The 15,230-nt window shown below is 68.1% G+C and carries 15 protein-coding genes and 2 pseudogenes; 1 reads left to right on the top strand and 16 read right to left on the bottom strand.

Annotation, left to right across the window (positions count from 1 at the left end; genetic code table 11):
- Positions 1-66: 66 nt before the first annotated feature.
- Genes KBC94_RS23615 through KBC94_RS23585 form a run of 7 tightly spaced genes read right to left on the bottom strand, consistent with a single transcriptional unit; the run spans position 67 to position 6,630 of the window.
- The gene (locus KBC94_RS23615) at positions 67-1,275 is read right to left on the bottom strand and encodes an ABC transporter substrate-binding protein (RefSeq protein WP_294376064.1); all 1,209 of its coding nucleotides are present in this window, start codon (positions 1,273-1,275) and stop codon (positions 67-69) included.
- Between the two features lie 58 nt (positions 1,276-1,333).
- The gene (locus tag KBC94_RS23610) at positions 1,334-2,077 is read right to left on the bottom strand and encodes an ABC transporter ATP-binding protein (RefSeq protein WP_294376062.1); all 744 of its coding nucleotides are present in this window, start codon (positions 2,075-2,077) and stop codon (positions 1,334-1,336) included.
- Entirely contained in the window at positions 2,061-2,918 is an 858-nt protein-coding gene (locus KBC94_RS23605) for an ABC transporter ATP-binding protein (protein ID WP_294376058.1), read from the bottom strand. The genes KBC94_RS23610 and KBC94_RS23605 overlap by 17 nt, the downstream gene beginning before the upstream one ends.
- Positions 2,915-3,883 (bottom strand): branched-chain amino acid ABC transporter permease, encoded by a 969-nt coding sequence (locus tag KBC94_RS23600; protein ID WP_294376055.1) that lies wholly within the window; start codon positions 3,881-3,883, stop codon positions 2,915-2,917. The genes KBC94_RS23605 and KBC94_RS23600 overlap by 4 nt, the downstream gene beginning before the upstream one ends.
- A 16-nt stretch (positions 3,884-3,899) precedes the next feature.
- A complete protein-coding gene (locus KBC94_RS23595) occupies positions 3,900-4,763 on the bottom strand; it encodes a branched-chain amino acid ABC transporter permease (RefSeq protein ID WP_017762000.1) in 864 nt (287 codons plus the stop codon).
- A gap of 11 nt (positions 4,764-4,774) precedes the next feature.
- A complete protein-coding gene (locus KBC94_RS23590; protein WP_294376052.1) occupies positions 4,775-5,344 on the bottom strand; it encodes a 3-isopropylmalate dehydratase in 570 nt (189 codons plus the stop codon).
- Entirely contained in the window at positions 5,341-6,630 is a 1,290-nt protein-coding gene (locus KBC94_RS23585) for an aconitase family protein (protein ID WP_294376050.1), read from the bottom strand. The genes KBC94_RS23590 and KBC94_RS23585 overlap by 4 nt, the downstream gene beginning before the upstream one ends.
- 135 nt (positions 6,631-6,765) lie before the next feature.
- Between KBC94_RS23585 and KBC94_RS23580 the strand changes: the two genes are divergently transcribed.
- Positions 6,766-7,611: an IclR family transcriptional regulator gene (locus tag KBC94_RS23580; RefSeq protein WP_294376048.1), complete on the top strand. Its 846-nt coding sequence runs from the start codon at positions 6,766-6,768 to the stop codon at positions 7,609-7,611.
- A gap of 28 nt (positions 7,612-7,639) precedes the next feature.
- Here KBC94_RS23580 and KBC94_RS23575 read toward each other — a convergent pair.
- From KBC94_RS23575 to KBC94_RS23535, 9 genes and pseudogenes are all read right to left on the bottom strand, one after another.
- Positions 7,640-7,798, bottom strand: a pseudogene (locus tag KBC94_RS23575) (sorbosone dehydrogenase family protein); the annotation flags it as partial.
- A gap of 223 nt (positions 7,799-8,021) precedes the next feature.
- Entirely contained in the window at positions 8,022-9,260 is a 1,239-nt protein-coding gene (locus tag KBC94_RS23570) for a phage minor head protein (protein WP_294376046.1), read from the bottom strand.
- A 320-nt stretch (positions 9,261-9,580) separates the two neighbouring features.
- On the bottom strand, positions 9,581-9,760 hold the full coding sequence (locus KBC94_RS23565) for a hypothetical protein (RefSeq protein WP_294376044.1): 180 nt from the start codon (positions 9,758-9,760) through the stop codon (positions 9,581-9,583).
- 12 nt (positions 9,761-9,772) lie between these two features.
- A complete protein-coding gene (locus tag KBC94_RS23560; protein ID WP_294376042.1) occupies positions 9,773-10,096 on the bottom strand; it encodes a hypothetical protein in 324 nt (107 codons plus the stop codon).
- Between the two features lie 37 nt (positions 10,097-10,133).
- Entirely contained in the window at positions 10,134-10,943 is an 810-nt protein-coding gene (locus KBC94_RS23555) for a site-specific DNA-methyltransferase (protein ID WP_294376039.1), read from the bottom strand.
- 286 nt (positions 10,944-11,229) lie between these two features.
- A complete protein-coding gene (locus KBC94_RS23550; protein ID WP_294376037.1) occupies positions 11,230-12,780 on the bottom strand; it encodes a DUF935 family protein in 1,551 nt (516 codons plus the stop codon).
- A complete protein-coding gene (gene terL, locus KBC94_RS23545) occupies positions 12,777-14,369 on the bottom strand; it encodes a phage terminase large subunit (RefSeq protein ID WP_294376035.1) in 1,593 nt (530 codons plus the stop codon). Before terL ends, KBC94_RS23550 begins: the two co-directional genes overlap by 4 nt.
- A gap of 104 nt (positions 14,370-14,473) precedes the next feature.
- Positions 14,474-14,722, bottom strand: a pseudogene (locus tag KBC94_RS23540) (transglycosylase SLT domain-containing protein); the annotation flags it as partial.
- A 142-nt stretch (positions 14,723-14,864) separates the two neighbouring features.
- A complete protein-coding gene (locus KBC94_RS23535) occupies positions 14,865-15,224 on the bottom strand; it encodes a putative holin (RefSeq protein ID WP_294376033.1) in 360 nt (119 codons plus the stop codon).
- Positions 15,225-15,230: the final 6 nt, after the last annotated feature.

Raw genomic sequence — 15,230 nt, 5'->3', positions numbered from 1 at the left:
GGGTGCGCCCCCCTCCAAGCCGAAGGCGCATGAGAGGGGGGAGCCGCGAAGCGGCATGGGGGGTGCTTATCTCTTCACCGGATCGATGTAGCCGCCCAAGGGCGCGAACTTGTCGCCCTTGAGTTCCATCAGCGCCACGCCGGTCTGGCCGCGGCGCGAATAGGGGCCGGCGTTCAGCGGCTGGAAGGTGATCTTGGGGCCGATCTTCTGGTCGAAGTCCTTCAGGCCGTCCAGCGCTGCCACGACCTTGGCGCGCGAGGGCTCGTTGCCGGCGCGTTGCAGCGCCTCCACGGCGACGGCCGCGGCCGAGTAGCCCATCAGCGCGTTCGACGACGGCGCCGACTTGGGATAGGTCTTCGTGTAGCGCGCGAAGAAGGACTGGATCGCCGGGTTGTCGCCCTCGATGGCGTCGTAGTAGGAGGCCACGTAGAGCTTGGATTGCGTCTTGCCCAGCAGCTCCACGAACTTGGGATCGTTCAGGCCGCCGGCACCGAAGACGGTGGGCTTCCAGCCCAGCTTCTCGGCGCTGCGGAAGAACTGCACCGCCTCCTGGCCCAGTGCATAGACCACGACCACATCGGGCTCAGCCTGCTTGAGCTTGAAGACCTGCGAGGTGAGGTCGGTGGCGAAGCGCTCGAAGCTCTGCGCCTCGACCAGCTTCATGCCGTGTTTCTCCAGCTGCTTGACGGCGATGTCGTAGGCCGGTTTGCCCCAGCCGTCATTCTGGTAGAGCATGGCCACCTTCCTGGCCTTGAGCGTGCCCACGGCATAGTCGATGTAGGCGGCCGTCTCGGTGGACTGCGGCGAGGGCAGCACATAGAGCAGCTCGCGCGGCGGCGTGCTGGTCAGGTCCGAGATGGACAGCGCGCCGATGGTGGGCACCTTCTTGGTCGAGCTGTATTCGTAGGCGCTCACGTTGGTGGCATGGCCGATGTTGCCCACCATGGCCAGCACGTTGTCGCGCTCGATCAGCAGCTTGGCATTGGCCACCGACTTGGCGGGCTTGAGCTCGTCGTCGTAGGTGATCAGCTTGATCTTGCGGCCGTTGACGCCGCCCTTCTCGTTGACCATGTCGAAGTAGGTGCGCATGCCCTCGTCCACGGCCTTGCCCATGTAGGCCAGCGTGCCGGACAGCGGCTGCGAAGAGCCGAGCACGATCTCCTTCTCCAGCACGCCTTCGTCCTTGTTCTCGAAGGCGGCGGCCGGCAGCGCGGCGGCGGCCAGCGCACAGGCGGCCGCGGCGATCAGGGTGCGGCGGGAATGCAGCGTCATCATGGGTGTGTCTCCTTGGGGTGGGTTTGTCGCGGAAGGAAGAAGCGCAAGGGAAGCGGCATCAGCCGCCGAGGTAGGCGCGCCGGACGTCCTCGTTGCCGGCCAGTTCGGCCGCGCTGGCCTGCATGACCACGCGGCCGGTCTCGATCACATAGCCCTCGTCCGAGATGTCGAGGGCGATGTCGGCGTCCTGCTCCACCACCAGCAGCGTCAGGCGCTCACGGTCGCGGATGTCGCGCAGGGTGGAGAAGATGGCGTCCTTGAGGATGGGGGCCACGCCCATCGAGGGCTCGTCCAGCATCAGCAGCCGGGGCCGCGCCAGCAGGCCGCGGGCGATGGCCAGCATCTGCTGCTCGCCGCCCGAGAGGGTGCCGGCGCGCGAGCCGATGCGCTCCTTGAGCCGCGGAAAGTAGTCCAGCACATGCGTGATGTGGTCGCGCACCTCGCCGGCGGGGCGGGTGTAGCCGCCGAGCATCAGGTTCTCGCGCACGCTCAGCTGCGCGAACACCATGCGACCCTGCGGCACATGCACGATGCCGCGGCGCACCAGCGTCTCGGCCGGCACGTTGGCGATGGACTGGCCGTCGAACTGCACCGTGCCGTCCATGACCGGCAGCAGGCCCGACAGCACCCGCATCAGCGTGGTCTTGCCGGCCCCGTTGGCACCCAGCACGCAGACGATGCGGGCCTCGTGCACCGTGAGGCCGATGCCATGCAGCGCGCGGATCTTGCCGTAGCCGGCCGCGAGCCGGTCCACCTGCAGCAGCGGGCGGATGGCGCCCGTGGGTTCAGCGACGTTGGCCACTCTTGCCTCCTCCCAGGTAGGCCTCGATCACGGCCGGATGCGATTCGATCTCCCGCGGCGTGCCCTGCGCCAGGAAGGCGCCGTTGTGCATCACGGTGATGGTGTCGGAAATGGACATGACCAGCGGCATGCTGTGCTCGATGAGCAGCAGCGTGGCGCCGGTGCGCGCCTGCAGCGTGCGCAGCGTGTCGCCCAGGGCGTCGATCTCGCGGTTGTTCATGCCGGCCGCCGGCTCGTCCAGCAGCATCAGCACGGGCTCCAGCGCCATGGCGCGGGCCAGCTCGACCAGCTTCTGCGTGCCGTAGGGCAGGTCGCGCACCAGCGTGTGGGCGTGGGGCGCCAGGCGCAACTCTTCCAGGAGGGCCTGCACGCGCTCGCGCTCGGCGCGCTCCTCGCGCCGCTGGCGCGGCAGGTTGAGCAGGGCCTCGGCCAGCGTGGCACGCATGGCCTGCGAGCGGGCGATGAGCACGTTGTCGAACACCGTTAGCTCGGCGAAGAGCTCCAGGTTCTGGAAGGTGCGGGCGATGCCCAGGCGCGAGATCTGGTGCGCCTTCAGGCGCAGCAGGTCGTGCTCGCCCTGCGCCGTGCGCAGCACCATGCGGCCCTGCTGCGGCGTGTAGAAGCGGCTGATGCAGTTGAGCATCGTGGTCTTGCCGGCGCCGTTGGGGCCGATCAGCGCATGCACGGTGCCGGGCATGACGTCGAAGCCCACGTCCTGCACGGCCACGATGCCGCCGAAGCTCATGCGCACACCGGCCAGCGACAGCAGCGGCGCCGCGGCACCCGCCGGCCGCGCCCCGCCCCGCGCGGGCGCGGCCTGGGCGTCGATCGCGCGCATCATGTGCCCTCCTTGCCGGGCGCGTCGGCGCCGGGCAGGCGGCGCGTCTTGAACAGGCTGGCCAGCCCGTCGGGCAGGAACATCAGCGCCAGGATCATGGCCACGCCGTACAGCGCGCGCTGGAACTGGTCGAAGCCGAAGTAGGTCAGCAGCTGCGGGGCGCCGATGACGAAGATGGCGCCCAGCACCGAGCCCAGGATGGAGCCCAGGCCGCCGACGATCACCATCGACACGAAGCTGATCGACACCATGATGTTGAACAGCGATGGGTCGATGAAGCGCACCAGCGGCGCATAGAGCGCGCCGGACAGACCCGTGTAGAAGGCGCAGACGCCGAAGGCCACCAGCTTGAGGCCCGTGGTGTTGAGCCCCAGCGCGCGGGCCGCCGTCTCGCTGCCCTTGATGGCCAGGAAGCCGCGGCCGAAGCGGCTGCGCGCCAAGTTGCGCGCCAGCCAGAGCGCGGCACCCAGCACGCAGGCCGCCAGCAGGTGGTAGGCGCGCTCGTCCAGCGCCAGGCCGAAGAGCGTGGGGCCGGGCGCGCCCATGCCGTTCTCGCCGCCGGTCAGGTCGCCGCCGGACTTGGCGATCTCCACCGAGATCATCACGAAGCCCAGCGTGGCGATGGCGAGGAACACCTCCTCCAGCCGCAGCACCGGCAGCGCCAGCACCAGGCCGACCACGGTGGCAATGGCCGCGGCAATGAGCATGGCCAGCAGCATCGGCACGCCGAACTGCTGCGTCAGGATGGCCGTGCCATAGGCACCGATGCCGAAGAACACTGCACCCGCCATCGAGATGAGGTTGGTGTAGCCGGTGAGGATGTTGGTGCCGAAGGAAGCCAGCGTGTAGATCAGCACCAGCGTGGCGATGTAGAGCACGTAGCCGCCCGGCACCAGCGGCGCCAGCACCAGCAGGGCCACGAACAGGGCGGGGGCCAGCCAGGGGCGGCCGTCGAGCAGATGGGTCATGCGCGTCGTCGCCTCCTCAGACCTTCTTGACCTGCCGGCGCGCCAGCAGCCCGTGCGGGCGCAGCACCAGGATGGCCAGCATCACGATGAAGGGGACGGCGTCCTTCCAGGCCGAGGACACATAGGCGCCGGTGAGGTTGCTGCTCACGCCGATGATCACGCCGCCCAGCAGCGCGCCCGGCATGCTGCCGATGCCGCCCAGCACCGCCGCCGCGAAGGCGAAGTGCAGGGCGTGCTGCATCATCGAGAAGTGCACGAAGGTCAGCGGCGCGATCAGCAGGCCCGCCGCCGCCGCGATGACGTGCGACAGCGCCCAGGCCAGCGCATAGATGCGCTTGATGGGAATGCCCATCAGCCGGGCCGCCACCGGGTTCTCCATGGTGGCCTGCATGGCGATGCCCAGCCGCGTGAAGCGGAAGAAGGCGAACAGCGCCGCGGCCAGCGTGGCGCACACGGCCACGATGCCCAGGTCGATGCCCGACACCACGGCATCGCCCACCTGCAGCGGCGTGCTCGGGAAGATGCTCGGCAGCTCCTGCGTGTCCTTGCCCCAGATCCAGATGGCCATGTCGCCGAACAGCAGGAACAGCCCCAGCGTGCAGATGGCCGAGGACAGCAGGGCCTTGCCGATGAAGCGCCGGATGATGAAGCGCTCGATCAGCATGCCCAGCGCCGCGCCGAACAGCAGCGTAAGTGGCACCACCGCCCACATCGGCAGGCCCAGGCGCACCAGCGTGCAGGCGGTGAAGGCCGACAGCATGGCGGCCTCGCCATGCGCGAAGTTGAGGATGCCCGTGGCCTTGAACACCATCACGATGCCCAGGGCGATGAGCCCGTAGATGGCGCCCAGGGCGACGCCGCTGACGATCATCTGCAGCATGCGCGGCGCCCTCAGCCTGCGGCGGCGCCGGTGGTGGCGGCGTCGGCGGCCGCCTTCTGCGCCGCCTCGCGTGCCAGCCGCGCCTTCAGGTAGGGGATGAAGCCGCCGGCCGCCAGCGTGCCGCGCTCGACCGAGGACAGCGGCTCGAAGGGCAGCTCGGCGCCGGTGTCGAGGTTGATGACGCGGCCGAGCGCCCAGTCCACGCGCAGCCGCTGCCAGCGCTCGGTGGCGGCGCGGATGCCCGGGCAGGTGACGAGCGGAAAGCCCATGCTGATCTCGCCGCGGAAGAAGCCGGGCGAGAAGGATTCGGCGATCACGCCCGCCACGCCCAGGTGGCGCATGGCACGCATGGCCGGGTAGTGCGGGTGGCCGTAGCCGAAGTTGTGGCCGCCCACCAGCAGGTCTCCCTTTTGCACGCTGGCGGCGAACTGCGGGTCGTAGCTGGTCATGGTGACCGCGGCCAGCTCGTGGATGTCGGTGATCTTGATGTTCTTGATGCCGACGATGAGGTCGATGTCGTAGTCGTCCTCGGTGAAGATCCAGGCCGCGCGGCCTTCCAGGTTGGGCAGTTGGGCGCTCATGCCGCGCTCCCTTCGGCCGCGGCGGCCGCCGCCAGGTAGGGCCGCGGGTCGGCGATGCGCCCCTCCAGGGCCGAGGCGGCGACCACCGCCGCGTTGCACAGGAAGATCTCCGTGTCCGAGCTGCCCATGCGGCCCGGGGTATTGAGCGTGCCGGTGGACACGGCGCGCTGGCCGTCGGCCATGGTGGCGATGCGACCGTAGCAGTAGTCGCAGCTCGACGAGCTGATGAAGGCGCCGGCATCCACCAGCGTGGCGATCAGGCCTTCGCGCGCGGCCTGCGACATGATGGCCTGCGAGGTGGGCACCACATGCAGTTGGAAGCCCGGCTTGATGCGCTTGCCGCGCAGCACGTCGGCCGCGGCGCGCAGGTCCTCCAGCCGGCCGCTGGCGCAGGAACCCAGGTAGCCGGTGTGCACCTCCAGGCCCGCGTAGTCGGCCAGGTCGCGGGTGTTGGCCGGGCTGGGCGGCGCCACGACGATGGGCTCCAGCGCCGAGACGTCGATCTGCACCACACGCTCGTACACGGCGTCGGCGTCGGGATACACCGGCTCCAGCGCGATCTTGGCCCGCTCGCGGGTGTACGCCAGCGTCTTGGCGTCGGGCGCGATCAGCATGGTGGTGGCGCCCAGGAACATGGCCTGGCCGCAGATGGTCTGGCGGCCCTCGATGCTCATGGTGTCGATCACCGGGCCGCTGAGCTCCACCACCTTGAAGCGGCAGGAGGACGGGCCCATCACCCGCACCATGTGGTGGAACACGTCGCGCGCCATCACGCCCGGCTGCAGCGTGCCCGTGAGCTCGACCTTGACGGTGGCGGGCACCGTGAGCGCCATCTTCTCGCTCACGAAGGTCTCGAGCACGCTCTTGCGCGCGCCGAAGGCCAGGGTGCCGAAGGCGCCCAGCTGGCTCACATGGCCGTCGAAATGCACGGCGAAGGCACCCGGCGTGGCATAGCCCAGCTCGGCCGACACCTGGTGGCCGATGCCTTCGCGCTCATGCACCGGCACGCCCTGCTCGGCGCCCCAGGCGCGGGTGACGCGGTGCAGCTCTTCTTCCTTGGGCGCGGCGGCCGGCACCATGTGGTCGATGAACAGAACGAAGCGCTCGGGGCTCGTGACCTTCTCGACGCCGAATTCCTCGCGGGCCTCCTTGAAGAACACGTCGGTGTAGCCGGGGAAGTCGTAGGCGATCACGAAATCCGGCCGGGCCAGGATCTCGTCACCGGCCTTCACGGCGGGCAGCCCGGCCACGCGGGCCAGGATCTTCTCGGTCATCGTCTGGGGCATGGCGCCTCGTCTCCTTATCCACAATGTGGCGCCTTGCTCGGCACCCATGGATGAATTACAGAGCGTGCACCCGATTCACCCTGATGCGGTTAACCCTAGATTGCCCACAATGTGGATGCAAACTACAAAGCTCACATGAGTGAAGAGAACGAGGAAGCCGCCGAAGGCACAGACGGACCGCCACAAGGTGGACAGACACGCACCGGCACGCAGAGCATCGAACGGGTGGTGAACATGCTCCGCGTTGTGGCGTCCCGCGGTCGCAACGGCATGCGCATCGGCGAGGTGGCGGCCACCAGCGGGCTGCCGCAGAGCACCTGCTTCCGCATGCTGGCGCGGCTGGAACTGGAAGGCCTGGTCGATCGCGATGCGCGCACCCGCAAGTACTACCTGGGGCCCTTGCTGCACGAGCTGGGTCTGCTGGCACGTCCGCGTTACCGGCTCAGCGAGATGTGCGACGCCGCCCTGCACCGGCTGGCCGAGACGACGCAGGACACCCTCTACCTGAGCGAGCGCAGCGGCCTGGAGGCGGTGTGCACCAACCGTGCGCTGGGCGACTACCCCATCAAGGCCTTGCCGCTGGACATCGGCATCCGCCGGCCGCTCGGCGTGGGCGCGGGCGGCCTGGCCATGCTGTGCGCCATGCCGGCCGCAGAGGCGGAGTCGATCATCCAGGCCAATGGCCACCGCTACGAGAAGTACGCCTCTTTCTCGGCCGACTTCCTGCGCGAGGTCGTGGCGCAGGGGCGGCAGCAGGGCTACTCGTTTCTGGACAGCGTGGTGACGCCCGGCACGGCGGCCATCGGCGTGGCCTTTCCGCCGGACAACCCGGTGGCGGCGATCAGCGTGGCCGCGATATCGGGCCGGCTGACGGCCGAGCGGCGGGAGGACATCGCGCGCGAGGTGCAGCGGCAGGTGCGGCTGATCTGCGCCGACATGACGGCGCATGCGCTGCTGCCGCCCGAGGCGGGCGGCAGCTAACCGGGCGCGACAGGCGAGCCCGCTGGGGTCAACGGGCCCGCGACACGCGCCACACCGCGCCGCCCACGTCGTCGGCCACCAGCAGGGCGCCCGACTTGTCCAGCGCCACGCCCACCGGTCGGCCCAGCGCCTTGCCGTCGGCCGAGAGGAAGCCGGTGAGGAACTCGCGCGGCGCGCCGCTGGGCTTGAGGGGGAAGATGTTTGAATTGATCCAGAAAAAAGGCGCCGAAAAACGCGAAAAAGTGCGGATGGATCAAGGGGTTAGGGGCTTGGGCGGGCTCCGGGCCGAAACGTTTGGTTTGATCCAGTGACTGCCCAAAAAGCGGGGCAGATCGCCCGAAAAATGTTCGCCGCCTGTTCACCTAGCGCCCGGTTGGTGACCAGAAAGTGACCGAGAGGGCGGCGGCGGATCACAGTTTGCCAGCCAGCAGGACCAGCCCGCCAGCGTTTCGAAGCTGCTCGGCGGCCACGGTGTCAGCCCGGACCACCGACACCGTCGCCCCCTGCTTCGTCGCCACGTTGGGCAGTAGGGTGAGCTGCGGCAGGCGGCCCTCAGCTCCGGGAATGGTGCCCTGTGGGATCACCACCAGCCGACCGGCATTCGCGTCCCAGAGCACCGCCCGGTAGTCGCGCAGCGTGCCGGGGAGATCGTCCACCCAGTCAGCCGGCCAGCAGCCGCCGCCGCTGGCTGGTGGCACTGCAAAGCGGCGCGCCTGGTCATCCAGCACCGACACGGCGGTGGACTGCAGGCCCAGCGACGGCGCTACCGATGCCAGCCCTTCCAGTGTGGCGCTGTCGAGAAAGCCCACCACCTGCGAGCTCGCCGCCGTGGCTTCGCCAGCCGCAACAGCCGTTCGAAAGCGCTTCCAATTGCCTTCAAGCACCCGCTGAAAGGCCGGCGAAACGGTCTTGTCCACCAGGATGCCCTGCAGCTGCCGAGGGAGCCGGGCCAGCTTCTGCCCGAGGGCCAACTCGGGGGCGATCCAGCTCGTGCCCACGTTGTGGTCCCAGCCCGGGTCGATGCCCACCGGCACGCGGTCTTTGATCTCGCCGTCACGGGTGATGACCTCGCGCGTCTCGGCCGGGATCGGCTCCGACACCTGCAGCCCTTTGGAGTCCAGGTCGCCCTGGCTGTAGGCCCGGACGGTGCATCGGCAGCCCCACCCGTTGGGCGGGTAGTGCGTTTGCCAGAAAGCATCATCGACGGGGTACACCAAGCCGTTCCATGCGCGATGCTGGGGCCGGACCCGCGCGTCCCCCGCAGTGCGGTACTGCAGGAAGGGCCGACGGTCCTTGCCCGCCTGAATCTGAGCCCAGCGACCAGCCATCGCGGCGGAGCGCATGTTGGCGTTGAAGATCACGCTGGTGCGCCAGCCTCGGGCGCCGCGGTAGGTCCAGCCATGTTCGGCAACCGCGGCATCGAAGTCCTTGCGGAAGCTGGTGATGGTGCCGCCCGACTCCTTGGCCTTGACCACTGCGGCCTGCAGGTCGCGCAACAGGTCGGCCTTTGTCGCGCCAGCAACCGCAAACACCTTCCCATGCACCACGCCAGCCAGGTCATCCCAGGCGAGCGTGGCCTCGGGCAGCTTGCCGCGCAGGTTGTCGATTGCTTCCTGAAAGCGGACGCCGAAAGGTTGGATCGTGGGCACGGGGGCGGTACTGGATCAGAATGGCGGCAGCTCGGGCAGGCACAGCGGCGTGGTGAGCACCGCCCCGGGCCGCGATGCGATCACCCTGCCGCCAAGAGCAACGTGTGTAGGAACCGGCTGATGCCGCGCGACGGCGACGGCTTCCATCACGACGAAATCAGACTCCGGATGCTGAGTCGCGAGTCGTAGGGCCTCGGCCTCGGCCACCTCGCGCGACGGCTGCAGGACGGTGCAAACCCGACCTGCAGGTATGCGACGGCCGCCGCCTGGTGCGCGCGGCCACTCCTCTGGCTTCGCCACTGCAATGACCACGCACTCGCTCATTGCTTGGCGGCCATTTCTGCGCCCACGAGTGCAACGGCCATGAAGCCGTGTTCACCGTGGACTTCGATGAGCGCGCGCAGCTCTGCTGCCGCCGCATCAACCTTCGCTCTGTCGTCTTCCGGCAGGCCGGCGATTGCGCCGCGAATCAACAGGAGCGCGTGTTCTTCCTCGCTCATGGCCGGCCCCTGTCAGACGGCGGGCTGGGCTACGGCTCGCACCAGGGCCATGATGCCGGTCTGGATATCGGTCTTGCCGATGGCAGCCCAGCGCATGGGTTCGGCCGCTTCGAAGCGGCGCAGCTCGACACTTTCGGGGCTGCTCTCGTGCTCGGGCGCCAGCTTCGACGCACGGGCTGCGGCCTTCTTCACCTCGTGGTCGGTGGACAGGCGGCCTGCCAGCGTCGCCTGCAGGGCGAGCAGCTCGGCGCCCTTCTCCTTGATGAGGTTCATCAAGTTGATTTCCTCCGGGGTGAGGTCCCGATAGCCGGTGATCTTGGTGTGCTGGTCCTTCATGGGCGCTCCGATTGAAAGCCTGATCATTGCTAAGCGCTCAAGCGCTGGCAGGGTGAAGCGATGCACCATCCCAAGCGATGCCCTGCGCCTCGGCGATCCGACGGCACGCCACCGCGAACAGGTCGGGCTGCTGCTCGCAGCCGACAAAGGTCCTGCCCGACCGCACGGCCGCCACGCCGGTGGTGCCGGAACCCATGAACTTGTCGAGCAACTTTCCACCAGGGGTGCACACCTCGATGATGTCGGCCATCAGCTCCTCGGGCTTTTGCGCAACGTGCTCGCGCTCACGCGGGACGCCGTAGCGGAAGAAACCCGGGAGACAGCCCACGTCGCGCTCAACTGGCATGCCGCCAGAGCTGCCCCACACCACGTATTCACATTGGGCGCTGAATCGCCCCTTCTGCGGGCGCGCCGAGGTCTTCGCCCACGGCACGATGCCACGCCACACCCAGCCGCCGGCCTGCAGATAGTCGGTGGAGATCGGCAGCTGTCGCCAATCACTGAAGAAGCAGGCCGGGGCGCCAGGCTTCGCCACGCGCAGCGCCTCCGAAGACCAAAGAGCCGACCAGAAATGGAACGCGCGCTGGTCGCGACAGTCGCCCCCGAAGTTGGGCAGGCGCTCGACGTTGCCGCTGTCGCTCTGCAGGTACTTCTGGCGCGTGTCCGCGACACGGTCGCCCCGGTAGGCACCGCCGCTGGAATATGGGGGGTCGGTGACCACCGCGTCCACACTGGCGCTGGGAAGCGCGCGCAGCACCTCAAGCGCCTCGCCACAGTACAGCGTGGCGCGTCCAATGATCACCGGTTGCAGGGAGTTCGCCACCAGAGCAAGCCTTTCTTTGGTCATTCCAAGTTCTGTTAGGCTCGGCGCGCTCTCGCGAGAGTGGCGGGCCTTGCCGGCTTGCGGTGTACGCCGCAGGGCGGGGTTTGAAGGGTGCTCCAACACCCGACAGGTCGCCCGTCTTTTTTCCGCCCTGATGGTCGCCTAGCGCAGGCGGCGGGGCATGGTGAAGCGTTTCACCCGAGCCGAAACGCCAGCACGAAGTCAGCGACGTTCAGCGCACCCAGCAGCCACATGACGATCGCCACGTAGCCCACGCACGTGGCGAGCAGCCGGATGCAGGTGAACACCATCAGGCTGCCTTCGTGGCCGCGCCGCGCAGCATCGAGTAAGCCAGGGCACGCTCCAGCACCTCGCGCAGCGCCTCGTCGTCCAGCTCGCCCACCATGTCGGCCAGCGCATCGCGGAAGTCGTCGAGCGACTTCCCGTCCTTCTCGAACTGCTCCAGCATGCGGTAGATGGGGCCGATCATTGCCTCCTCGATGGCCGCATCTGCGCTGTCGGACGCAAGCTGCAGGGCCTCGTCTTCGGTCATGCCCGCCGCCTTGGCGAATTCGAAGCCGACCAAGTTCGCGAAGTCGGCCGCGGTCGGCTCATCACCCGCGGCCGATGCGGGCGCTGTGCGCTGCTGGCGAGGCTGCAGGGCGTCGTCGTCTTCCTCGGCGGCCGGGATGTTCAGTTCCTCCAGCATGGCCGTGCGGCTTGGCCTTGCGCCCAGATCGGCCACGATGCGGTAGACCTCGGCGCGTTCCTTCCCCGCGACCTGGTGCTTGTAGAACTCCAGCGTTGGCGGCGCCACGCCGTCGCCGAAGTTAAACAGGGTGATCCAGCGGAAGATTTGGCCCATGCCGGCCGCCCCGATGTCGCGGTCGGAGTCGTGAACCTCGCCCTGGCGCTCCTTCGCGGTGTCGGCCGCAGCCTTGGAGCCGACCTCCAACTGCTCGCCGATCATGGCCTGCGACGTGAGCGCCTTCGACATCTCCCGATTGGCGAGCACGATGAGGCGCTCCTGCGGCAATGTGCTGCCGCCGCTGGTGGGCGTGAGCAGCTCCAGGCTGCTGCCTTCCTGGGCCACCACGTAGCCGGCCTCCATCATGCCGGCCACGGCCTCTTCCAGGCGGTCGATGTCCTCCTTGCTGCTGCCCTGCGGATAGCGGGCCAGGGGCCAGGGCAGACCGTGGCGCTCGCAGAACTTCATGAAGAACCGCCATCCCCCGGTCTTGAACGTCCAGGGCCAGAAGCACGAGCTGAACAGCGCAACGCCGTAGGGGTTGGTGCTGGTCGGCATGTGCCGCGAGATCACGAACTGATAGGGCTCGACCGGAGCGCCCATCAGGTGTTCACGGCTGATGAGCAGCGGTGCACCATAGGCGTCGAAGACGATGCGCCGACCTGGCCGGTCCACCACCTCGGTCGGCAGGAGCTTGCCGTCGACCAGGCCCCAGGTCACCTCATGAGGCCGGTAGCCGGTGAAGATGCATGCCGACATCTGCCACATCACCTCCAGCCAGTCGGACACGGCATTGGGCGGCGCGCTGCGCATCCACTCGGCGCAGAGCTGGGCGGCGGCCTCGCTCTTCGTGTCGCCTTCCTGGCCGGGCTTCACCCGGTATTCGTGGGACCGGAAGCTGCCGCGGATCGAACGAATCTCGCCCACCACGTGCGGGTCGACCATGATCGAGTTGTAGACCTGTTCTGCCCGGCCCATGGCCCGCAGGATGGGGTCGGGGTTGGGTAGCGCGAAGAGCTGGCCGAAGAACAGCGAGGGGTCGCTGTCCGGCGCTGCGATGGGCTTGCCGAGCCAGCCCTTCACCGATTGAACGAGGCCGCGGAGGGGGATCATTTGCGATTTCCGATTCGGGGGATGGAGATGCCGCCAGCACGAGAGACCGACAGCGCCCAGAGCATGTGCAGGGCGTCGGGGCCGTCGTCATGGTCGGCCTCGGGCCAGTGCCGCAGCTGCGAATTGAGGACCGTGTGCTCCTGCTTGAAGCGGATCAGGCCGTTGTTGACGTGGGGGCTCAGCGACTCGATGCGCAGGTCTTTGTCGGCATGCGGATGCACGGGAATGGCCGGCACCGGCACGCCGGCCTGGGCCGAGCGCTTCACAAGCTCTGTGCGCAGGAATTCCTGGAACTGGACCGCTTCGAAGGCCCAGGCCAGGCACATGTACTCGCGCTGGAATTCGATGACATGGCTGATTTGCAGGTCGGGGATGCGGCGTGCCACACGCGCCTCGACGATGTCCAGGACGCCGTGGTTGCGGTCGAAGCCGCCCACCAGCGTGGCCGACGGATCACGCTTGCGGTTGTTGCGGCCAAGGCTCGGATCGTGGGAGCCGTAGAACACCCAATCGCGCGACGGCTGGACCCAATACGTCATGCCCTGGAAGAACGAGGCGTCGTCGTTGGTCGGGTCGTTCTGATACTCGCAATCGAAGGCGTGGTGGTCGCTCGCCCTGATCTTCATCAGCTTGAGCAGCGGGCGTACACCGGGCCAGCTCACCACGGCGCCCAGATCCATTTCGGCGCGGCGCTCGGCGTAGAAGGCGTCCGATGCCTCCTCGCCTTCGTTGACAAACAGCTCTTCCCACTGCTGCCAGAGGTCCATGCGATCCGGCCAGCGGATCACGGCCTTGAACTTGACCCGCTTCCAGAGCGGGTTGCGGTGGAAGCGGTTCGCCACCGAGTCGTAATGCAGGATCGTGTTCAGGTAGAGCACGTCCATGGTGCCATCAGGCGGGCCGAGCGGGAGCACCACCTTCTTGACCCAAGCCTCGATCTTGTCGCGCTGCTCGGGCGAACGCACGTTCTCGTCGTTCTCGATGTCGTCGAGCATGACCAGGTCGGGACGGTGCGGGCCGTGGCGCAGGCCGCGCATCTTCTTCGCCGAGCCGAAGGCTTGAACCTTGGTGTTGCCGCGCGTGACGATCACCCCGGCATTCCACACGCGGCCTGCCCCGCACGCGTCGGGGAAGTCCATCGCCAGGCGCGGATTGCTCTCCAGCTCGACCTTCACGGCTTCCAGCATCGTGGCGGCCTGGTCGAAGCTGTCCATCACGATGGGGATGAACTTCTTTCGGCCCGTCACGATGCACCAGAGCGTGAACAGCTGCGTGCCGAGCGTGGACTTGGCCTCACCGCGGGGCGCGGAAATCTCGATGAACTGGCCGGAGGGCTGGTCGATCAGCTTCGGCACGTTGTCGAAGAACCAGGCGTGAAAGACCGACTCCTCACTCTTCACGTAGTGCGGAAAGTAGGTCTTCGTGAAGAACTTGTAATCGTGTCGCGCACGGCTCGCGCGCTGGTCGCGGGCAGCATGGTCGGGCGAGAACCCATCGCACTCGGCTTCGACGAGGCGGCGCTGCTCGTCGGCATAGGCGCGCAGCTCGTCGAGGAACTCCTTCTCGCGTAGACGCTTCTGTCGGGCCATCAGGCTGCCTTTGCGCAGAGACGCGCCAGATTGGTGAGGTAGTGGGCCAAGGGTGGCGGCGTGCGCTCTCGCTCTGCCTTAGTCACGATTGGGAGGTGGCTCGCGTACACGCCGCCGATCCAACTGGCCGTGCTGGGCATGAACTGCGCAAGACCCTGCGCGCCCACTGGGCTGCGTGCATCGGCGCGCCACCGGCTCTCCTGGTGCACCTGCGCGGCGAAGGTTGCCACCGGCGCATCCAGGCCCCAGGTGCGCTGCGCCTCGCGCTTGAGTGTGAGCTGGTAGCGCTCGGCATCGCGTGGGATGGTCTGTGCGGCGGCCGTGCAGGAGACGCCGAACAGTGCGCACAGCATCAGCAGCACGATGCACAGCACGACGCGGCCCATGAGGATCAGCAACACATGCAGCTGCGGGTCGTAGCCCATTGCTGCCAAGCGGGCAGCGCGGCGACCCCGCGGCCCGAGCCGCTCGGGCGAGTTCCACCAGGCCCGCATGTCAGGCGCCCAGGCCGACGCAGATCAGGGCTGCGGCCACGATGATGGCGCGCCGGATCATGGCCGCGCCGTAGTTGCGGCCGTCCACCAGCTCGCCCACCCCTTCAAGCACCTGCGCGTCGGGCGGAATCGTGTCCGGCTCCTCGGCCTCGGGCAGCAGGTACTCATGCGGGCGGTCGTAGGGGAAGAGGCCACGGTCCAGCCAGTAGCCGATCCAGCCGCCGAGGGACAGCAGGTGGGCCTTGTAGAGCGACACCGCGACGATGTTTCCCGGTGCCTGGCTCTGCGCGAACAGGGCCGCCAGTGCCAGGATGATGGACACCACGAGCCACGGCAGAAGCCGGGTGACGTTGCGTTGCATGAACAC

Origin of the sequence: Pseudacidovorax sp. (genome assembly GCF_017991995.1) — a bacterium.
Classification (GTDB): Bacteria; Pseudomonadota; Gammaproteobacteria; order Burkholderiales; family Burkholderiaceae_C; genus Xenophilus.
Note: the sequence above shows the minus strand (reverse complement) of the source record. Positions and strands in the feature narration are given on the sequence as shown.

Bases quoted from the DNA above. Each gene is read 5' to 3' on its own strand.
- KBC94_RS23615 (WP_294376064.1), bottom strand. From the start codon at position 1,275: ATGATGACGCTGCATTCCCGCCGCACCCTGATCGCCGCGGCCGCCTGT.
- KBC94_RS23605 (WP_294376058.1), bottom strand. From the start codon at position 2,918: ATGATGCGCGCGATCGACGCCCAGGCCGCGCCCGCGCGGGGCGGGGCG.
- KBC94_RS23600 (WP_294376055.1), bottom strand. From the start codon at position 3,883: ATGACCCATCTGCTCGACGGCCGCCCCTGGCTGGCCCCCGCCCTGTTC.
- KBC94_RS23595 (WP_017762000.1), bottom strand. From the start codon at position 4,763: ATGCTGCAGATGATCGTCAGCGGCGTCGCCCTGGGCGCCATCTACGGG.
- KBC94_RS23590 (WP_294376052.1), bottom strand. From the start codon at position 5,344: ATGAGCGCCCAACTGCCCAACCTGGAAGGCCGCGCGGCCTGGATCTTC.
- KBC94_RS23585 (WP_294376050.1), bottom strand. From the start codon at position 6,630: ATGCCCCAGACGATGACCGAGAAGATCCTGGCCCGCGTGGCCGGGCTG.
- KBC94_RS23580 (WP_294376048.1), top strand. From the start codon at position 6,766: ATGAGTGAAGAGAACGAGGAAGCCGCCGAAGGCACAGACGGACCGCCA.
- KBC94_RS23565 (WP_294376044.1), bottom strand. From the start codon at position 9,760: ATGAGCGAGGAAGAACACGCGCTCCTGTTGATTCGCGGCGCAATCGCC.
- KBC94_RS23560 (WP_294376042.1), bottom strand. From the start codon at position 10,096: ATGAAGGACCAGCACACCAAGATCACCGGCTATCGGGACCTCACCCCG.
- KBC94_RS23555 (WP_294376039.1), bottom strand. From the start codon at position 10,943: ATGACCAAAGAAAGGCTTGCTCTGGTGGCGAACTCCCTGCAACCGGTG.
- KBC94_RS23550 (WP_294376037.1), bottom strand. From the start codon at position 12,780: ATGATCCCCCTCCGCGGCCTCGTTCAATCGGTGAAGGGCTGGCTCGGC.
- terL (WP_294376035.1), bottom strand. From the start codon at position 14,369: ATGGCCCGACAGAAGCGTCTACGCGAGAAGGAGTTCCTCGACGAGCTG.
- KBC94_RS23535 (WP_294376033.1), bottom strand. From the start codon at position 15,224: ATGCAACGCAACGTCACCCGGCTTCTGCCGTGGCTCGTGGTGTCCATC.